This is a genomic window from Yoonia sp. F2084L (assembly GCF_023015625.1).
Lineage (GTDB): Bacteria > Pseudomonadota > Alphaproteobacteria > Rhodobacterales > Rhodobacteraceae > Yoonia.
Genome location: NZ_JALKAH010000001.1, coordinates 859,677 through 878,669, shown reverse-complemented (window position 1 = coordinate 878,669; position 18,993 = coordinate 859,677). Strand labels below are relative to the sequence as shown.

15 protein-coding genes are annotated in these 18,993 nt (G+C 57.5%); 10 read left to right on the top strand and 5 right to left on the bottom strand.

The annotated features are described in order from the left end of the window. Window positions 1–47: 47 nt before the first annotated feature. Window positions 48–1,193 (top strand): aminotransferase class I/II-fold pyridoxal phosphate-dependent enzyme, encoded by a 1,146-nt coding sequence (locus MWU60_RS04295; RefSeq protein ID WP_247225872.1) that lies wholly within the window; start codon window positions 48–50, stop codon window positions 1,191–1,193. Next, window positions 1,190–2,344, top strand: a complete 1,155-nt coding sequence (locus tag MWU60_RS04290) for an N-acetylmuramoyl-L-alanine amidase (RefSeq protein WP_247225871.1) — start codon at window positions 1,190–1,192, stop codon at window positions 2,342–2,344. Before MWU60_RS04295 ends, MWU60_RS04290 begins: the two co-directional genes overlap by 4 nt. On the opposite strand, the gene MWU60_RS04285 is transcribed toward MWU60_RS04290, so the two are convergent. Further along, the gene (locus tag MWU60_RS04285; RefSeq protein WP_247225870.1) at window positions 2,341–2,949 is read right to left on the bottom strand and encodes a class I SAM-dependent methyltransferase; all 609 of its coding nucleotides are present in this window, start codon (window positions 2,947–2,949) and stop codon (window positions 2,341–2,343) included. The two genes, MWU60_RS04290 and MWU60_RS04285, sit on opposite strands and share 4 nt — an antisense overlap. Before the next feature lie 157 nt (window positions 2,950–3,106). On the opposite strand from MWU60_RS04285, the gene MWU60_RS04280 reads away from it, so the two are divergent. From MWU60_RS04280 to MWU60_RS04270, 3 genes are all read left to right on the top strand, one after another. Further along, window positions 3,107–5,620: a PBP1A family penicillin-binding protein gene (locus MWU60_RS04280; protein WP_247225869.1), complete on the top strand. Its 2,514-nt coding sequence runs from the start codon at window positions 3,107–3,109 to the stop codon at window positions 5,618–5,620. A gap of 75 nt (window positions 5,621–5,695) precedes the next feature. Next, entirely contained in the window at window positions 5,696–6,820 is a 1,125-nt protein-coding gene (gene prfB / locus MWU60_RS04275) for a peptide chain release factor 2 (protein WP_247225868.1), read from the top strand. A gap of 130 nt (window positions 6,821–6,950) precedes the next feature. After that, window positions 6,951–7,664 (top strand): DUF2189 domain-containing protein, encoded by a 714-nt coding sequence (locus MWU60_RS04270; protein ID WP_247226176.1) that lies wholly within the window; start codon window positions 6,951–6,953, stop codon window positions 7,662–7,664. Window positions 7,665–7,716: 52 nt separating this feature from the next. Here the strand turns inward: MWU60_RS04270 and MWU60_RS04265 are convergent, their stop codons facing one another. The 4 genes from MWU60_RS04265 to bcp all read right to left on the bottom strand — a co-directional run bounded on the left by MWU60_RS04265 (window position 7,717) and on the right by bcp (window position 10,962). Then, window positions 7,717–8,214, bottom strand: a complete 498-nt coding sequence (locus MWU60_RS04265) for a polymer-forming cytoskeletal protein (RefSeq protein ID WP_247225867.1) — start codon at window positions 8,212–8,214, stop codon at window positions 7,717–7,719. Next, window positions 8,204–9,511, bottom strand: a complete 1,308-nt coding sequence (locus MWU60_RS04260; RefSeq protein WP_247225866.1) for a M23 family metallopeptidase — start codon at window positions 9,509–9,511, stop codon at window positions 8,204–8,206. The genes MWU60_RS04265 and MWU60_RS04260 overlap by 11 nt, the downstream gene beginning before the upstream one ends. 156 nt (window positions 9,512–9,667) lie before the next feature. Continuing rightward, entirely contained in the window at window positions 9,668–10,483 is an 816-nt protein-coding gene (locus MWU60_RS04255) for a ferritin-like domain-containing protein (RefSeq protein WP_247225865.1), read from the bottom strand. A gap of 11 nt (window positions 10,484–10,494) precedes the next feature. Continuing rightward, the gene (bcp, locus tag MWU60_RS04250; protein WP_247225863.1) at window positions 10,495–10,962 is read right to left on the bottom strand and encodes a thioredoxin-dependent thiol peroxidase; all 468 of its coding nucleotides are present in this window, start codon (window positions 10,960–10,962) and stop codon (window positions 10,495–10,497) included. A gap of 88 nt (window positions 10,963–11,050) precedes the next feature. Between bcp and MWU60_RS04245 the strand changes: the two genes are divergently transcribed. The 5 genes from MWU60_RS04245 (at window position 11,051) to lpdA (ending at window position 18,982) form a co-directional block, all read left to right on the top strand. After that, on the top strand, window positions 11,051–14,338 hold the full coding sequence (locus tag MWU60_RS04245; protein WP_247225861.1) for an AsmA-like C-terminal region-containing protein: 3,288 nt from the start codon (window positions 11,051–11,053) through the stop codon (window positions 14,336–14,338). Next, a complete protein-coding gene (queA, locus tag MWU60_RS04240) occupies window positions 14,335–15,387 on the top strand; it encodes a tRNA preQ1(34) S-adenosylmethionine ribosyltransferase-isomerase QueA (RefSeq protein ID WP_247225859.1) in 1,053 nt (350 codons plus the stop codon). The genes MWU60_RS04245 and queA overlap by 4 nt, the downstream gene beginning before the upstream one ends. A 95-nt stretch (window positions 15,388–15,482) precedes the next feature. Continuing rightward, complete coding sequence (locus tag MWU60_RS04235; protein WP_247225857.1) at window positions 15,483–16,754, top strand: MFS transporter; 1,272 nt, start codon at window positions 15,483–15,485, stop codon at window positions 16,752–16,754. A gap of 148 nt (window positions 16,755–16,902) precedes the next feature. Then, window positions 16,903–17,484, top strand: coding sequence for a DUF924 family protein (locus MWU60_RS04230; protein WP_247225855.1), 582 nt, complete (start codon window positions 16,903–16,905; stop codon window positions 17,482–17,484). Between the two features lie 103 nt (window positions 17,485–17,587). Next, window positions 17,588–18,982, top strand: coding sequence for a dihydrolipoyl dehydrogenase (gene lpdA, locus MWU60_RS04225; RefSeq protein WP_247225846.1), 1,395 nt, complete (start codon window positions 17,588–17,590; stop codon window positions 18,980–18,982). The last annotated feature ends 11 nt before the right edge of the window (window positions 18,983–18,993 follow it).

The window sequence follows — 18,993 nt, the reverse complement described above, 5'->3', positions numbered from 1 at the left end:
CCCCGCCTTGCAGGGGCAAACAGACCTCAAAGCAGTTGAGGCAGGCCATGAGACGCTCAAACAGAGGTGATGTTGATCCGTTCATTGTGATGGATGTGATGGAAGCCGCCCGCAAAGCGGAAGAGGCCGGGCGGCATATCATCCATATGGAAGTCGGCCAGCCGGGGACGGGTGCGCCGGAGGCGGCGAAGGCCAAGCTGATTGCAGATATGGCTGATCCGCTGGGATATACCGTCGCCCTTGGGCTGCCCGCGTTGAAGGAACGCATCGCGCAGCATTATGCGGATTGGTACGGCGTGTCGCTTGATCCGGCCCGCGTTGTGATCACCAGCGGCGCATCGGGAGCCTTCCTGCTGGCGTTTTCGGCGCTTTTTGACAATGACGCGCGGGTCGGATTGGGCACGCCATGCTATCCATCATACCGTCAGATTTTGAAGGCCGTCGGTCTGTCACCGGTCGATATTCCTACAACATTTGCGCAGCGGTTTCAGCCTCTGCCATCTGATGTGGCCGCGCATGATCTCGATGGCTTGATCGTTGCCTCCCCTGCCAACCCGACAGGCACGATGTTGGATCGTGCCGGGCTGGCTGCTTTGGCTGCGGCGTGTCAGGCGCAGGGTGCCGCGCTGATCTCGGATGAGATTTATCATGGCATTGATTATGACACGTCCCCTGTCAGCGCGTTGCAGGTGACTGATGAGGTCTATGTCGTCAATTCGTTCTCCAAATACTTTTCGATGACCGGCTGGCGCGTGGGCTGGATGATTGTGCCGCACGATCACGTGCGGCAGGTCGAACGACTGGCCCAGAACATGTTTATTTGCGCCCCCCATGCCGCCCAACGGCTGGCTTTGCACGCGATGGATTGCACGGATGAGTTAGAGGCGAACAAGGCGGTCTATCAAGCTAATCGCGCGTTGATGATTGATGGGTTGCAGGCGGCGGGTTTGACCCGGTTTGCCCCGCCAGATGGTGCGTTTTATGTTTATGTGGATGTGTCCGAATACACCGATGATGCCTTGGCCTTTGCGGCTGAAATCCTTGATCAGGCAGGCGTCGCCGTGACCCCGGGTCTTGATTTTGATGCGGCCCGTGGTCACCACTGGCTGCGGTTTTCCTATGCAAGATCAACTGCGGATATCACCGAAGGACTGGACCGTCTGGGCCGCTTCATGAAGGCGCGCGCGGCATGATCCGCTGGATCCTTGCGTTCTTCCTCGCAGCCAATGTTGCGGCGGCGCAGGTCAGTGTTGATCCTGAGCGGACGGCGGTACGTGACGGGTGGTGGACGCTTGAGGTGAAACTGGGGCTCAGCCAGATCACCCCGTATCGCGTGTTTACGCTGGATCAGCCGCGCCGCTTGGTGCTGGATTTTGAAGGGGTGACTTTTGGGGCGATCGAACCTCTGAATGTCTTATCAGGTAATCGGGCGACCGCCGTGCGGGTAGGCCCGTTGCGCCCCGGTTGGTCGCGCATGGTGGTCGATCTGGCGGAACCACTGGTGATCGCTGAGGCTGGGATGGTGACGGTGGCTGAGGGCGCTGACCTGAAGGTCGTGCTGGAACGTGCGACTGCGGAAGAATTTGCAGCTAGCGCCGGTGCGCCGCCTGATCCGGGTTGGGAGGTCGTGACGGGATTTGACCCGCAGGTCGCGGCACAACTGGCCGAGAGCGAGGACTTTGTCGTTGTGATTGATCCGGGGCACGGCGGTATTGACCCCGGCGCCAATCAAGGTGGCATCAAAGAAGCCGATTTGATGCTGGTTCTGGCCGAGGAACTGGCGGTGATGCTGCGCGATCTTGACGGTGTGCGCCCGGTGCTGACCAGAGAAGGCGATAATTTTGTGCCGCTGTCAGCTCGGATGACGATTGCGCGGCGGGTGGGTGCTGATCTGTTTATCTCGCTCCACGCGGATGCGTTGGACGAGGATGAGGCGCAGGGAGCATCTGTTTATACATTATCTGCGGATGGTGGGTCCGATGCTGCACGCCGCATTGTCGAACGTCATGAGCGCGGTGATTTGCTGGCAGGTGTCGATCTGAGTGCAGCAGAGGACCGAGTGGCGAAGGCCTTGATGGATTTGGCGCGTGCGGAAACCGGGCCAGCGGGCCGCCGGTTTGCGGATGCCTTGGTGTCTTCGATGCGCGCCGAAGGAGTGCGTTTGAACACGCGCCCGCGCCGCGAAGGGCAGTTTGCAGTACTGACTGCGGCTGATTTTCCGAGTGTGTTGGTCGAAGCAGGCTTCTTATCGAATGCTGATGATCGTGCCGTGTTGGCAAGTGCGGAAGGCCGGGCACGGATTGCCCGCGCTATCCGGGATACGATCGCGCTGATGGCCCGTTAGGGGCGGTATTGCGCCAGCCAGACAGTGTGCTGCCCGCAGTCGGGGTCCTCAGGGGTGTAGTAAAGGACCTTGAACCCGGCGTCTTCAAGCAAGCTACGGTATTCTGCCGGATCAAGGGATGCGTGGTAGATGGGTTCATCGGCGACGGTGCCAATGGCTTCGCCTGCCATATGGCCTGAGGTGAACATCAAGGCGGCACGCGGGGCGGCATGCGCTGCAAAGGTTGCAAACATAGGCCGCTGGTCTTCGGCTGAAAGGTGGAAAAAGCTGTCCCATGCAAGGATAGCATCGAATGAGTGATCAAGGGCGAGGCCGCGCATATCAGTCTGAACGATGTCCGCTTTCGGTAGCGCCTTTGCATAAAGCGCGGTCATCGTCGCAGCGGCATCAACACCGGTCATGCTTGCGCCTCTTTCCGCCAGATAAGTCGCTATCGGCTGACCAGAGCCACAACCCAGGTCAAGTACCCGCACCGGGCCGGTGCTGCGGGGCGCTGCGGTCAAGAAACGGTCCAACCACTTCTTTTCAAACAGGTTACGGTTGCGGTGTTTGGCCCAGGTTTGGCCAACACGCTCATAGGTCGGAATAACATCTTGTGCACGCATGGCGTCTGAATGCAGCGTTGCGAAACGCTGCGCAAGAGCTCATGAGAAAGTGAGCGATTTGGCGGCATCTTCTGGCCGAACGCGGCATTTGGCCTTTTGACCCGGGGCCTTCGGGCGCGTATACCGTTGCCAAACAATCAGGGCTGGGCCAGTTTACGTGTTGCGCTTTATCTTCTCATTCCTCGGCGGACTTTTCACGCTGCTGACCCTTGGCCTGATCATGGGTGCGCTGGCGATTGGCGGCGTGCTCTATTTGTATGGCCGCGATTTGCCCAGTTATGAGACGCTTTCGCAGTACACCCCCAAGACAATCAGCCGGATTTATTCAGCCGAAGGCCAGATTATCGACGAATTCGCGGTCGAGCGGCGTTTGTTTACACCGGCCGAAGAAATTCCCGATATCGTCAAGCAGGCGTTCATTTCTGCTGAAGACAAGAATTTCTACGAACACTCCGGCTATGACGCGATGGGCATGGTGTCGGCCTTTGTCGATGCGGTGGAATCGCGCGGAGAGAACGTGCGTGGTGCTTCGACCATCACGCAGCAGGTGATGAAGAACTTTTTGCTGGATGGCTCGCGCTCGGTTGAGCGGAAGATCAAAGAGATTATCCTGGCCGTCCGTATCGAAGGCGCGATGCCGAAAGAGCGTATTCTAGAGCTTTATCTGAATGAGATTTTTCTGGGTCAGAACAGTTTTGGTGTGACGGCGGCGGCGTTGACATACTTCAATAAGCCACTGACCGAACTGACACCCGGAGAGGCTGCCTATCTGGCCTCACTCCCCAAATCACCCAGCAACCGCCACCCGGTCCGTGACCGGGATGCTGCGATTTTCTGGCGCAACAACACCCTGCGCGAGATGTTCGAGAACGGCTATATTGATCAGGCCACCTATGACGCAGAGCGCGAGGCACCGCTTTTGTCCGTGCAAGGCGGGGACTTTGACGACTTCCGCGACAGCCTGCCCGAGCGTGACTACTTTACCGATGAAATCCGTCGCCAGCTGAGCCAGAACTTTGGCGAAGAGGAATTCTTTTCGGGTGGCCTGTCGATCCGCGCGACCGTTGATCCGGAGTTGCAGATCACCGCCCGCCATTCGCTGCAACGCGCGTTAGAGGACTATGACCGCGAACAGGGTATCTGGCATGGGACTGAGCTGACAATTCCCGAGGACGCTTTGAGCGCCGAACAATGGCGCGTTGCGCTGTCCGCGGTGAATGCTCCGCGCGATATTGATCTGGACGGGCAATGGTATCCTGCGGTGATCCGCGATGTGGCCGAGAACACGTTGACGATTGGCATTGAAGGTGTGCAGGAAACCGATGCTGAGCCCTTTGTCGTTCCGCGCGAAGACATTCGCTGGCTTGTGGGTGATTTCTTTGACAACTTCACGCCCGGCGACGTTGTGCATGTGCGCCGCCTGCTGAATGGTGACGGCAATTTTGTGCGTTGGTCATTGCGTCAGGTGCCGGAAGTGCAGGGCGGTTTCATGGCGATGGACGTCAATACCGGACGCGTGATCGCGATGCAGGGTGGGTTCAGCTATCAGCATTCGGTCTTTAACCGTGCGACTCAGGCGCAGCGTCAGCCGGGGTCTTCGTTCAAGCCGTTTGTTTATGCCGCCGCACTCGACAGTGGCTATTCGCCTGCAACAATTATCGTTGATGCGCCGATCACGATCAATACGCCACAAGGCACGTGGCGCCCGCGCAACTCATCAAACCAGTTTTACGGGCCGACGCCGATGCGTACAGGGATCGAACGGTCGCGGAACCTGATGACCATTCGTCTGGCCCAAGAGATCAGCATTGATACGGTTGGCCGCTATGCCGAACGCTTTGGCGTTTATGAAAACATGAACCGCGTGCTTGCCGCCTCGCTTGGCTCGGATGAGACGACATTGTTCAAGATGGTTGCAGCCTACGCGATGTTCGCCAACGGTGGTGAGCGGGTTGAGCCGACGTTGGTGGACCGTGTGCAAGACCGTTATGGCCACACTGTTTATCGCCATGATCAGCGCACTTGTCTGGACTGCGACCAAACGACGTTGCCCGAAGGCGATGCGCCGCGCATCATGACCAACCGCGACCGTGTGATGAATGAAATCACCGCCTATCAACTGACATCCATGATGAAGGGCGTCGTGGATCGCGGCACGGCAAGCGGTACCGTCAACCTACCGGTCCCGATTGCAGGTAAGACCGGCACGACCAATGATGCCAAGGATGTTTGGTTTGTGGGCTTTTCATCCAACATCGTGGCCGGTTGCTATATCGGGTATGACACACCACGCAGCTTGGGTCGTGGTGCCTCGGGTGGTGGTTTCTGCGGGCCGGTGTTCAACCAGTTCATGGGCGAAGCGATCGAGAAATACGGCTCGGGCTCATTCCGCGCCCCGGCTGATTGCCAGTTCATCAACATTGACCGGTTCAGCGGTGCGCGCCTGCCGATTGGTGCGTCCGGCGATAACGTCGTGACCGAATGCTTCCGTCCGGGCGAAGAGCCACTTTTCGGGATCATGTTTGATGGCGGCTTTGCAATGGGGGTTGATCTGCCGCTCTTTGATGATGTGCCGCGCACCCAACGTGAGGTCACGACATCCACCGGTGAAACCGCGACCGTGGGCGACAAGGCAACCTTTGGCACCCTGTCCACGGGCGGTCTTTACTGACCAAGCTTGTGGCGGGCCGGGTGGCGCGCTAAGACCATCAAACATTCAAACTTTTGACCATAAGACAGGTGCCCCATGCGCGCGGAAATGCAAAATACTGTGGAAGCGATTGAAAAATCGCTCGCTCTGCTGGCGCAGCGGATGGACCGTGAAACGGCACCGCACCGGCTGGAAGAATTCAATGCGCGCGTTGAGGATCCGACGTTGTGGGATGATCCTGAGGCGGCCCAAAAACTGATGCGTGACCGGCAGTTGCTGGTCGATGCGATGGGCAACTATGACAGCATCAGTCAAGAGATGTCCGATAACATCGAGCTGATCGAATTGGGCGAGATGGAGGGTGACGCGGAGGTCGTAACCGAGGCAGAGAATGCGCTTCTTGTCCTTGCGGACAAGGCCGCCAAGAAAGAGCTTGAGGCGCTCTTGGATGGCGAGGCTGACGGCAATGACACCTTCCTTGAAATCAACGCCGGTGCGGGCGGAACTGAGTCTTGCGATTGGGCCAATATGCTGGCGCGCATGTATGTCCGTTGGGCTGAAAAGAAAGGCTATAAGGTCGAATTGCAGGCCGAACAGTCGGGCGATGAGGCCGGGATCAAATCCGCCTCTTACAAGATCAGCGGGCATAACGCCTATGGCTGGTTGAAGTCGGAAAGCGGCGTGCATCGTCTGGTGCGGATTTCGCCCTTCGATAGTGCCGCAAAGCGCCACACATCATTTACATCCGTCAAGGTCTATCCGGTTGTCGATGACAATATCGAGATCGAAGTGAACCCCGCTGACATCCGTCTGGATACCTATCGGTCCTCGGGGGCCGGTGGTCAGCACGTGAACACGACTGATTCCGCCGTGCGGATTACCCACATCCCGACCGGGATTGTTGTGACAAGTTCGGAAAAGTCACAGCACCAGAACCGCGATATCGCGATGAAGGCATTGAAATCGCGCTTGTATCAGATCGAGTTGGACAAGCGGTCTGCGCTGGTCAATGAGGCGCATGAAAATGCGGGCGATGCGGGTTGGGGCAACCAGATCCGGTCTTATGTCTTGCAGCCTTATCAGATGGTCAAAGACCTACGGACCAGCTTTGAAACCTCGGACACCAAAGGTGTGCTCGATGGTGATCTGGATGGGTTTATGGCCGCAACCCTCGCGATGGATGTGTCCGGCAAAAGCAGGGCAGAGGCGAACGCCGAGTAAGCCCCCTTGCCAATTGCGCGGGCTTGAGGCGATGATACCCCCGAAGGTCCAAGGCGTGGGGAGGCGTGGCGTGACTTCTACCAATACTCTGAGTGGCGGTGCCGAAAAGCTGGTGGTCCAACAGATTGTAATGGCCGATATCATGGCCAGCCTGCGTGCAGGCCTGGGTGATTTCCGCCGCGCACCGCAGTTTGGGCTGTTCTTCAGTGCGGTCTATGTCGTCGGCGGTTTTTTGATGCTCTGGATCGGGGCGGGGCATGTGACATGGACACTTGCGACGTCCTTGGGTTTTCCTTTGCTGGCCCCGTTTGCCGCTGCGGGGCTGTACGAGGTCAGCCGCCGCATGGAGGCGGGTGAAGCGCTGGCATGGGGCGGAGTGCTGGGCATTGTCTGGAATGAACGGACCCGGCAGTTGCCGTGGCTGGGCGCGATCATTGTCATCTACTTTCTGTTCTGGACCTTTCTTGCCCATATGATCTTTGCCTTGTTCATGGGGCTTTCGACGATGACCAATATCAGCCAGAGTTTGGATGTGTTTCTGACGCTCAATGGCATTGCGATGATTGTGGTTGAACTGGTTGTGGGGGCTGTGCTGGCGTTTGTGCTGTTTTCGATGACTGTCGTCAGTCTGCCGCTGGTGCTGCATCGCGAAGTGGATTTTGTAACGGCGATGCTAACCAGCATGAAGGTGGTCCGTATGAACCTTTTTGTTATGCTGGTCTGGGCGATGATCATCGCGGTGCTGTCGTTGCTGGCGCTGCTGCCGTGGTTTTTAGGACTGATGGTGGTCCTGCCAATACTGGGTCATGCAACATGGCATTTGTATAAGCGCGCCTTGGCTTAAACGCAAAAAGGGCGCCCTGCAGGACGCCCAATTTCAGAAGCTTTCAGCTGCTTTAAGCCTTCGGATCAGTCGCCGCAGCAGTGGTCGGCATTTTCTTGGACCCTGTCGCCAGTGGATCGTCCTGACGCTGCACGGAACCTTCAAAATGTGCGCCACTTTCAATCGCGATTGTCTTGTGGATGATGTCACCCTCAACACGTGCGGTTGATGTCAGGCGAACCTTCAGGCCACGGACGCGGCCGACAACGCGACCGTTGACGACGACGTCATCTGCAACAACTTCACCTTTGACCGTCGCACCTTCGCCAACCGTCAGTAGGTGCGCGCGGATGTCGCCCTCAACCTGGCCTTCGACCTGAATATCGCCGCTTGTCTTCAGGTTGCCCGTGATCAGTAGATCAGAGGACAGCATGGATGGTGCAGGCTTTGCCTTTGGCGTGGCAGATGCCTTGTAATCAGAACCTGCGGACTTTGCAGTGTCTGTGCCTTTGGCCGTGTCGGTTTCGGACGTTTTGGGTCCGGGCTCGTTGATTTTGGATTTAGAAAACATCTTGTCCAGCTCTTATATAAGTCATGGGGTTGACGGGGTTGCCGTTGACACGGACCTCGTAGTGAAGGTGGGGTCCGGTTGAACGACCAGAATTCCCCATAGCACCAATTCGTTCACCGCGCGAGACCCTTTGGCCCACGCGTACATCCATGGTGTTTAGATGCGCGTAACGTGTTTCGATGCCAAAGTCGTGGCGGATTTTGATAAGGCGGCCATAACCGGATGCCCAGCCTGCGTGGCTGATCACGCCGTCGGCGGTCGCATAGATCGGTGTGCCGATGGGTCCTGCAAAGTCCGTGCCTGCGTGCAGGCGTCCCCACCGAGGCCCAAAGCCCGATGTATAGCGGAAGTTTGCTTTGACCGGGATTGAGAAGGGCGCTTTTTCAGCCGCGATCCGGTACAGGTTGATCCGGTCCATCGCTGTCAGGATTGCATTGGCGCGCAGCGCATCAGGATCAGGTGTGCCGCCGCGTGTCGAAAACTGGATCGGTGTCAGCGGCCCACCGGTGCCGGAATAGCCCCGGCGCACCTGATCAATCAGGTTGTCGGGGTTCATGCCAGCGGCGCGGAACATATCATCAAGTGGTTCGACCGAGACAAGCATTGCCTCTTCCAACTGGCGAAAAATCTGGTCGTTGCGTTCTTGCAAGAGGCGCAGTTCAAGCTGCATTTCTTGGGCTTGATCAATCGCAAACTCGGCATCCGCCGCGATTTGATCGCGCTCTGACGCGGTATCTGCCAGCGCGCTTGCCAGCAGACCAACCGTGCCTGCGGCATCATCGCTGATAGAGGCTGTGCCTTCGTCTTCGTTATCGGCGGACAGGGCTGCAACCTGCCGACGTGCGTCCTCGCGGGCGCGCATGGTATCGCGCAAAGTCGCTTGCACGACCTCAAGTCCGGTTTCCAATTCGCGCCGCTTTTCTTCGGTCGCGAGCAGTTCGGATTGCATGATCGAGATTTGCCGCAGCGCAGAGTTGAACCGCTCTTGTGCCGCCAAGGCTTCCATCGCGCGGGCATCGCGTTCGGTCGATAGCGCGTTGAGCCGTTGTTCATACGTCAGCTGATCGCGTTGAGCCTGAGCGCGGAAATTTCCTGCGCCAATGCTATCCATTAACAAAATGGCGGTTGCAATGATTGTCCAAGCCACAACAATGATACTGCCGGTCCAGGCCACAAGCTGCGTTTCAGGCTTGAGCCGGATGAAGCGTGTTTCACTATCCGAGCGGAGGAATAGCCGTCTTTCCGGAAAGACGCGTTCCAGCATGGTGTGGATGCGTGTTGTTAGTCGTGATCTCACGATAAAGCCTGTCCTGTCCCGTTTGCCCGTCTCCCGGAGCCCACCCGGTAGCGTTGCATATTCGTTTAAGTGCACCAGCCTGCACCTGCAAGATTATTGCGTCAATTTTATGGAGAGTACCTTATGTTTATTGGGGGCTGCGCGGGGAATTGCCTATTACTTGGATGACCCAGGGGTAGCTTGCGTCGTTCCGGCAAGGGGCCAGTAGAAGTCTGGTGGTATCCCGGCCTCGGCCCGCTTCTCTTCGTTGAACGGCGGTTTTAGGGGGCCGTGGAAGTATTTGCGCACAAGGCCGTGGAAAACGCCGGTTGGGTCCAGATCATGGCGTCCACAAAGGAAATGGAACCATTTGGACCCATAAGCGACGTGATGGACCTCTTCGGCATAGATCGTCTCTAGCGCCTCAACCGCTTGGGTCAGTTTCGCCTGCTTGAAGATCTTGATCATCCCCGGGGTGACATCCAGTCCGCGCGCTTCCAGCACCATCGGCACGACAGCCAGCCGCCCCATAAAGTCATCTACCGTGTCTTCGGCGGCACGCCACATGCCCGCATGGGCGGGCAATGCGCCGTAATGGCTGTCCAGTGCTTCAAGACAGTCGCACATCAGATTGAAATGTTTTGATTCTTCGTCGGCGGCTTTGACCCAGTCATCATAGTAACCAATGGGCATTTTGGTATCCGCAAACCGCGCGATGATGTCCCAATGCAGATCAACTGCGTTCAACTCAATATGGGCTACGGCGTGCAACAAAGCGATCTGTCCGGCAGCCGTGCCGGGTTTGCGGTGCGGCACATCACGCGGGCTGAGCAGTTCTGGTTTGTCAGGCCGTGCGGGGCGCAACGGGGGTTTGGTATTGCCGATGTTGATCGTTTCACCAGCATCGCGCGCCGCTTGCCACGTCGCTGCACACTGACGCGACAGGGCTGTTTTGGCCCGACCGTCAGCGGTGGTCAGTACCGCGACGGCCATTTCGGTTAGGGTCACAGTGCGCGGACCGCATCAAGAACGGCGTCAACATGACCAGGCACGCGGACTTTACGCCAGACCTGCGCAATCTTGCCTTCGGCGTCGATCAGATAGGTCGCGCGTTCGATCCCCATATAGGTTTTGCCGTACATGCTTTTTTCGACCCATGTCCCATAGCGTTCGCAGACGTCGCCTTCTTCGTCCGACAGCAATGCGATTTTGAGTTCGTGCTTTGCGACGAATTTGTCATGCTTTTTGACGCTGTCTTTCGACACACCGAGGATCACTGTGTCCAATGCCGCAAACGCATCTACGCTTTCGGTAAAGCCGATCGCCTCTTTCGTGCAGCCGGGTGTGTCGTCCTTGGGGTAGAAGTACAGCACCACCTTTTTGTCCGCAAAGTCGGACAGGTTCACAATCTCGCCGCCGTCGCGGGGGAGGCTGATGTCGGGGGCTTTGTCGCCAACGGCGGGTTGTGTCATGGGGTATCCTTCATCTGATCCGATTTCTTGGTTTTGTTTTAGTCCGCGACAGGCAAAGATAAAGACCAAAGGCAATGATCAGGCAAAGATGACCCAAGAGGACGCAACATCAGACCCCAAGGCTGAAAGGCCCAAAGCCATGCGCCGATGGGTGTTTTGGCTGCGCGCCGCGTTTGTTGTGTGCTTGCTGCCGCTGGTGTTTGTCGCGGCTGCCGCAGTCATGATTATTGATCGCGATATCACTGCTCCCAGTTGGATTACTGAGCGGATTGAGGCGCGCGCCGGTGATCTGCTGGATGATGCAACCTTGGAGTTTGGAGCGATCACTTTGCGTATTGGACGCGATCTGCACCCGACAGTCCGCCTTGTTGATACGCGGCTTGTGGGACCCGGTGGGCTGACGCTGACCCGCGTGCCGATTGTTGAGGGGCTGATTTCCCCACGCGGTCTGATTCTGCAGCAAGACGTGCTGATGCAAGAGGTCCGCTTGATCGGGGCGCAGGTGAACCTGCGGCGCGCGACAAACGGGGATGTATCCTTTGCCTTCAGTGCAGGTGGGAACGCCTTGGGTGAAGCCCCTTCGCTGCCCGCACTGCTTGAGCAGTTTGATCAGGTCTTTGAACGCCCCGCACTGGAGGCGCTGGAAAGCGTGCGCGCCGACGGGCTGATCATCAACTTTGATGATGCGCGCGCAGGGCGCAGTTGGATTGTCGATGGCGGAGTTGTCTCGCTTGATCTGCGCGGTGGCGAAACTGTAATGCGGGGGAACTTTTCGCTACTATCGGGCCGCGCGGGCGTCACAAACGTCAGCCTGACCTATAGCAGCCCGCGCGGCAGCCGCGCCGCAGAATTTGGCTTGAACCTTGATGATGCCGTGGCAAGCGATATCGCGGCGCAGTCGCCCGCGCTGAGTTGGTTGCGCGGTGTGGATGCGCCTATCACTGCGGCTTTGCGCACGCAGGTGGACGCCGACGGTGCCCTTGGCCCGCTGAACGCATCTTTGGAAATCGGGCAGGGGGTTCTGCAGCCCAATCCCGCAACCCAAGCCATCGCCTTTGAGGATGCCCGCGCCTACTTTACCTATGATCCGGCGCGCGATCTTATCGCTTTCAGCGACATCAGCTTGCAAACCGAATGGGGCAGTTTGCGCGCAGAAGGTGACGCGTATCTGCGCGAATTCCGCGATGGTCTGCCGCGTGCCTTGCTGGCCCAGTTTCAGTTCAGCGATATCGCCCTCAATCCCCCTGGATTTTTTGAAACGGCGCCGCAATTGCCTGAGGCGAGCATTGATTTGCGGCTGCGCTTTGACCCGTTCGCTGTCGAAATTGGCGAGTTTGTTGTGTTGGACGATGACACCCGCGTGCAGGGCAGCGGCGCAGTCACGGCCACCGATGCGGGCTGGCAAGTGGCACTTGACGCGCAAATCAACGAGATCACACCGGAACGTCTGGTCGCTTTTTGGCCGATTTCCATGAAGCCAAACGCGCGGCGTTGGGTTGTGAACAACTTCACTGATGGTGCTTTGTTTGATGTTGTGGCTGGGTTGCGCGCCGCACCTGGACGCGCCGCAGAGCTTGCTGTTGGGTTTGAGTTTGCAGGCAGTCAGATCAAGTTCTTGCGCGATATCCCTCCGATCCGGCAGGCCAAAGGTGTTGCCAGCATCGAAGATGCGCGCTTTGTCTTGAACCTTGACGCTGGCATTGTGACAGCACCCGAAGGCGGTCCGCTGCAACTGGCGGGGTCGCATTTCACTATTCAGAATATGCGGCTAAACCCATCACCGGCGGTACTTGAGCTGGCGATTGACAGCTCCCTGACCGCTGCGCTGTCGATCCTGAACCGTCGCCCGTTTCAGTATATGGACAAAGCAAATCTGCCTGTGACACTGGGTGATGGGCGCGCCTACACCCAAGGGCAGGTGACGTGGCCGCTGACACCACGCCCGACCCCTGACGATTTTGTTTTTGAGGTGACGTCCGAGATACGCAACGTGCGTAGCGAAAGATTGCTGCCCGGTAGAAGCTTTGCTGCACCGCGTCTGGATGTGACGGTCAGCAGGGCAGGCGTCAACATCGCAGGTCCTGTGCGCATTGGCGATGTCGCGGCGGTGGGCGCATGGGATCAACGCTTTGGCGATCCTGCGCGACCGGGCAGTCAAGTCATGGCGGATGTGGCCTTGTCACAAGCGTTTCTGGATGAGTTTGGTATCGCACTGCCGCCCGGCACGATTGACGGCAATGGTGCCGGAGAACTCTCGGTTGATTTTCAGGCCGGTGCGCCGCCAGCGTTTCGTTTGACCTCTGATTTGCTGGGGCTCAGCGTTGGTATCCCGGCGGTCGGTTGGGAAAAGGGGCCGAACACAGCTGGTAATCTGTTGGTCGCCGGAACGCTGGGTCCCGTACCCTTCATCGAAACACTTGAGATTGGTGGCGGTGGATTGCAGGCTTCAGGCCAGATCGACGTTGATGCCTCGGGCCGGTTGGAGGCGGCGATCTTTTCGCAATTGCGCATAGGCGATTGGTTTGATGCGCCCATCACGTTGCGGGGGCGCGGGGTCGGGCAGCCGCTGGGTGTTGAAATACGCGGTGGGTCACTTGATTTGCGCAATGCCCAGTTTGGCGGTGGGCAAGGCGAGGGTGGTCCAGTCACCATCGCGCTGGATCGCTTGCAGGTCACCGAAGGGATTGCGCTCACCGGTTTTCGCGGCGACTTCCGAAGCCAAGACGGGTTTCGGGGGGCGTTTACGGGGCAGCTAAACGGTGCAGCCCCAGTGGCGGGGACAGTGGCACCGCGTGACGGGCGATCAGGTGTGCGATTACGCAGCGATGACGCCGGTGCCGTCTTAAGAGCGGCCGGGCTGATGCGCGGCGCGCGTGGCGGGTCGGCTGATTTGACATTGTTGCCGGCGGGCGGACCGGGGACATTTGATGGCCGGTTGCGTGTGCGTGATATTCGGGTACGCGACGCGCCTGCCATGGCGGCCCTTCTGGATGCCATCAGCGTCGTGGGGCTGTTGCAGCAACTTGACGGTCAAGGCCTTGCCTTTGATGAGGTCGATGCCCGCTTCCGACTGACCCCTCAGCAGGTCATCATTTCCGAGGCCAGTGCCGTTGGTCCGGGGCTTGGCATTTCGGTGGATGGGCTCTACACGCTCGCCAGCAAGCAACTGGATCTGCAGGGCGTCGTGTCACCATTTTTTCTGGTCAACAGCATTGGTTCGTTCCTGACCCGTCGGGGTGAGGGGCTGATCGGGTTCAACTATACAATCCGCGGCACGACTGATGCGCCGCAGGTCGTGGTGAACCCGCTGTCGGCGCTGACGCCGGGGATGTTTCGCGAGATCTTTCGCAGGCCTGCACCGGATATCTCGCAATGAAGCTGAGCGAGTTTGATTTTGATCTGCCCGACGCGCTGATCGCGACACGGCCCGCGCGGCCCCGATCCTCGGCGCGGTTGTTGTTGGCGCAGGGGGGCGCGATTGAGGATCGTGTCGTCAATCAACTGCCCGATATTTTGCAACCCGGTGACCGGTTGATCCTGAACGACACAAAGGTGATCCCGGCGCGGTTGTTCGGATTGCGCCACAGGTCAGGTGAGGCGGGAGAGACGTCTGCCAAGATGGATGTCACGTTGCTGGAACCGCGCGCCGATGGCGCTTGGTCGGCACTGATCAAGCCGCTCAAGAAGGTGCGCGATGGTGAGGTGATTGTCTTCTCCGATGATCTGACCGCCGAAGTGGTCGGGCGCGGGGAAGGGCAGGGTTATCTGTCCTTCAACCTCAAAGGTGATGACTTTGATGCGGCGTTGAATGCGGTGGGGGCGATGCCGCTGCCGCCTTACATCGCTGGGAAACGACCTGCGGATGAAGCCGATAAAGTTGACTATCAGACCTATTGGGCGCGCAATTCTGGTGCTGTGGCAGCGCCAACCGCTTCACTGCATTTCGACGGGCCATTGTTAGAGGCGCTTGCGGCGCGTGGTGTCCAGTTCACCCATGTGACTTTGCATGTCGGGGCAGGAACCTTTTTGCCTGTGAAGGTGGACGACGTACGCGATCACAAGATGCATGCGGAATGGGGTGAGGTGACAGCCGATGCGGCGATTGAGATGAACGCCACGAAGGCTGCAGGCAACCGGGTAATCCCCGTGGGCACAACGGCATTGAGATTGATTGAGAGTGCTGCGCAAGACGGCGTGATGCAGCCTTGGAAAGGGCCTACGGATATTTTCATCACGCCGGGGTTTCAGTTTCAGATTGCTGATGGGTTGATGACCAACTTTCATCTACCAAAATCAACGTTGATGATGCTGGTCTCGGCGTTGATGGGAACGGACACCATCCACAGGATCTATAACCACGCGATCGCGAAAAAGTACCGGTTCTTCTCGTATGGTGACAGCTCGCTTCTTTTGCCGGATCATTAAGGCGCGAACGAGCGAGACGTTGTCGCTAACGTGTAGTGAACTCGAGCCAGAATCGTGACATTGCACGGTTCTGCTTCGGGCTGAAAGGGCGTGCGATGTTCCAGGTATTCACCGGCTCTTGGGCCCTCTTTGTCGGCATGTTCATGTTGATGGTCGGCAACGGCCTGCAAGGCACACTATTGGGCCTGCGCGGTGAGGTCGAGGGCTTTAGTACGTTAGAGCTGTCGATCGTCATGTCGGCCTATTTCTTGGGTTTTTTGTTCAGTTCGCGCTTCACACCCGAATTGATCCGGCGTGTTGGTCACGTGCGGGTCTTTGCGGCCTTGGGTTCAATGGTGTCGGCGGTTTTGATTGCCTATCCGGTCCTTGTCGATCCATGGGCGTGGGCCGTGGGCCGCGTGATCATCGGGTTTTGCTTTTGCGGGGTCTATATCACCGCCGAAAGCTGGCTCAATGACGCGTCCAGCAACGAAAACCGAGGCAAGTCGCTGTCGCTTTATATGATTGTGCAGATGGCGGGGATCGTCTTTGCGCAGTGGATTGTCACGACCGGCGATGTGTCGGGCTATGTGCTGTTCATTATCCCGTCCATCTTGGTGTCGCTTGCCTTTGCACCGGTGCTATTGTCGGTCAAACCCATGCCAGCGTTTGAGACGACGAAGCCGATGAAACTGCGCGATCTGGTGAAAGCTTCACCGCTAGCCTGCGTTGGTATGTTTATGCTGGGCGGCGTGTTTTCGGCCCAGTTCGGCATGTCGGCGGTCTATGGCAGTCGGGTCGGGCTGACGGTGGGTGAGATTTCGTTCTTCATCTCGGCGATTTATGTGGCGGCCCTGGTGCTGCAGTATCCGATTGGCTGGCTGTCCGACCGCATGGACCGCCGTGTTTTGATTGTCTGGGTGTCTTTGCTTGGCGCTGCGGGGTCGATGATCGCTTTTTTGGTGCCCGGCTATTTCTTCGTGATCTTGATCAGCGGGGCCATTGTAGGTGGCACGTCCAACCCGCTTTATGCGCTGCTGATTGCCTATCTGAACGACTATCTTGAGAAAGAGGATATGGCCGCGGCCTCTGGTGGCCTTTTGTTCATTAACGGGATCGGGGCGATCTTGGGGCCGTTAACTGTTGGTTTGATGATGGATGTGATTGGCGACAATGGGTTCTGGCTGTTTACTGGGGTTTTGATGGCCGCTGTAGGTGTCTACGGTATGTATCGGGCGACGCAGCGTAGCCGTGATGATGTGCTTGAAGGCGACTCGGTGCGCTATGCACCTGTCTCTGCCGCGTCGACACCTGTTGCCGCTGAGCTAGCTCAAGAGGTCTATATCGAAGAAGAAGCCGCGATGGAGGATGACACCACTCCGGCGTAACATGTTGCCCTTAGGGTCTTGACCCTAGGTCACCGCAAATGTCACTTCGAAAGATCAAGTGACCAATGCGGCGCTCTAAACACTTGTCAGATCAAGATTTGTCTGCTTGCAATTGTTTTAGAGATAGTAACGACCAAGGAGCGGTGTCGTGGTAGCCCCTGAAGAGGTATTGGCGTTCTGGCTGGATGAGTGCACTCCTGCTGATTGGTACAAGTCTGATCCGGCGTTTGACGCGTTGATCCGCGAAAGATTTGCCGAAACATGGCAGGAAGCCGCAGATGGCGCCCTTAGCCTCTGGCTGACATACCCTTCCGGTGCTTTGGCCTACATTATTCTGACAGATCAGTTTCCCCGCAATATGTTCCGCGATAGCGCTGAGGCCTTCAAAACCGACAGTGTTGCGCGGGCCGCCGCAAAGATGGCGATTGATCGTAAATGGGACATGCGTATCGACGAACCAGCGCGCCAGTTTTTCTATTTGCCGTTAATGCATGCCGAGAACCTGTGTGATCAAGACCGTGCTGTGCGGTTGATCCATACGCGTATGCCAAAACACGGCGCTGGAAATGTCGATCACGCTTGCGCGCATCGCGCGGTGATCCGCGATTTTGGCAGATTCCCCTACCGCAATGAGGCTTTGGGCCGCAAAACCACACCGGCCGAGCAGGTATTTCTGGATGCTGGCGGCTATGGTGCGGCAATTCGCGCGCAACAAGAGCGCGCAAAATAAGGGCTCTTGCATGCATCGGGTAGCTGTTATGACCTAAGGTCACTAGAGATTGCGCCAAAAGTAGTTTAGCGTTCAACTAAATTTGGAATTGGAGGGCCTCTGCATGGCTGCGCAGAATTTTGATCTTATCGTAATCGGTGCTGGACCGGGTGGTTATGTGGCGGCGATCCGCGCTTCGCAGCTTGGCATGAAGGTCGCCATTATCGAACGCGAAAACCTTGGTGGCATTTGCCTGAACTGGGGCTGTATTCCAACGAAAGCGATGTTGCGGTCATCTGAAGTTTTCCATCTGATGCATCGCGCCAAGGAATTCGGGCTGAAGGCAACTGGCGTTGATTATGATCTGGATGCGGTTGTCAAACGCAGCCGCTCTGTCGCGGGGCAGCTTTCGGGCGGCATTGGCCACCTGATGAAGAAGAACAAGGTGACAGTGTTCATGGGTGAGGCGACGATCCCTGCAAAAGGCAAGGTTTCAGTCAAAGGCGAGAAGGGCACCGATGAGCTTACGGCTAAGAACATCGTTCTGGCCACTGGCGCCCGTGCACGGGAGTTGCCGGGGCTTGAAGCGGATGGTGATCTGGTTTGGACCTATCGCCATGCGTTGGAACCCAAGAAGATGCCAAAGAAGTTGCTGGTCATTGGTTCGGGTGCGATCGGAATTGAGTTTGCCAGTTTCTACAACACGCTGGGTTCTGAAACGACTGTGGTTGAGGTCATGGACCGTGTCTTGCCTGTCGAAGATGCAGAAATTTCCGCTTTCGCCAAGAAACAATTCGTCAAGCAAGGTATGAAGATCATGGAGAAATCCATGGTCAAGCAGCTGGACCGGGGCAAAGGCAAAGTGACCGCCCATATTGAGACCGGCGGCAAGACCGAGAAGATGGAGTTTGATACCGTCATCTCGGCGGTGGGGATTGTTGGCAATGTCGAAGGGCTGGGGCTGGAAGAACTGGGCGTCAAGATTGACCGTACGCATGTTGTGACAGACGAATTCTGCCGCACCGGTGTTGAAGGGCTTTATGCCATCGGCGATATCGCGGGCGCGCCTTGGTTGGCGCACAAAGCCAGCCATGAAGGTGTGATGGTTGCTGACCTGATCGCAGGCAAGCACGCACATCCTGTGAAACCTGAGAGCATCGCCGGTTGTACGTATTGCCATCCGCAGGTGGCCTCCGTTGGGTATTCGGAGGCGAAAGCCAAGGAGCTGGGTTATCAGATCAAAGTGGGACGTTTCCCCTTCATCGGCAACGGCAAGGCGATTGCCTTGGGCGAACCTGAGGGCATGATCAAGACGGTCTTTGATGCCAAAACGGGTGAGCTGTTGGGCGCGCATATGGTGGGCGCGGAAGTCACCGAATTGATCCAAGGCTATGTTGTAGGCCGCCAATTGGAGACGACGGAAGAAGATCTGATGAACACCGTTTTCCCGCATCCGACATTGTCAGAGATGATGCACGAAAGTGTGCTTGATGCGTATGACCGCGTGATTCACATGTAAGTTGGATCAAG

Coding starts and splice junctions, on each gene's coding strand:
- MWU60_RS04295 (WP_247225872.1), top strand. CDS start 48: ATGAGACGCTCAAACAGAGGTGATGTTGATCCGTTCATTGTGATGGAT.
- MWU60_RS04290 (WP_247225871.1), top strand. CDS start 1,190: ATGATCCGCTGGATCCTTGCGTTCTTCCTCGCAGCCAATGTTGCGGCG.
- MWU60_RS04285 (WP_247225870.1), bottom strand. CDS start 2,949: ATGCGTGCACAAGATGTTATTCCGACCTATGAGCGTGTTGGCCAAACC.
- prfB (WP_247225868.1), top strand. CDS start 5,696: ATGCGCGCGGAAATGCAAAATACTGTGGAAGCGATTGAAAAATCGCTC.
- MWU60_RS04270 (WP_247226176.1), top strand. CDS start 6,951: ATGGCCGATATCATGGCCAGCCTGCGTGCAGGCCTGGGTGATTTCCGC.
- MWU60_RS04265 (WP_247225867.1), bottom strand. CDS start 8,214: ATGTTTTCTAAATCCAAAATCAACGAGCCCGGACCCAAAACGTCCGAA.
- MWU60_RS04255 (WP_247225865.1), bottom strand. CDS start 10,483: ATGGCCGTCGCGGTACTGACCACCGCTGACGGTCGGGCCAAAACAGCC.
- bcp (WP_247225863.1), bottom strand. CDS start 10,962: ATGACACAACCCGCCGTTGGCGACAAAGCCCCCGACATCAGCCTCCCC.
- MWU60_RS04245 (WP_247225861.1), top strand. CDS start 11,051: ATGACCCAAGAGGACGCAACATCAGACCCCAAGGCTGAAAGGCCCAAA.
- queA (WP_247225859.1), top strand. CDS start 14,335: ATGAAGCTGAGCGAGTTTGATTTTGATCTGCCCGACGCGCTGATCGCG.
- MWU60_RS04235 (WP_247225857.1), top strand. CDS start 15,483: ATGTTCCAGGTATTCACCGGCTCTTGGGCCCTCTTTGTCGGCATGTTC.
- lpdA (WP_247225846.1), top strand. CDS start 17,588: ATGGCTGCGCAGAATTTTGATCTTATCGTAATCGGTGCTGGACCGGGT.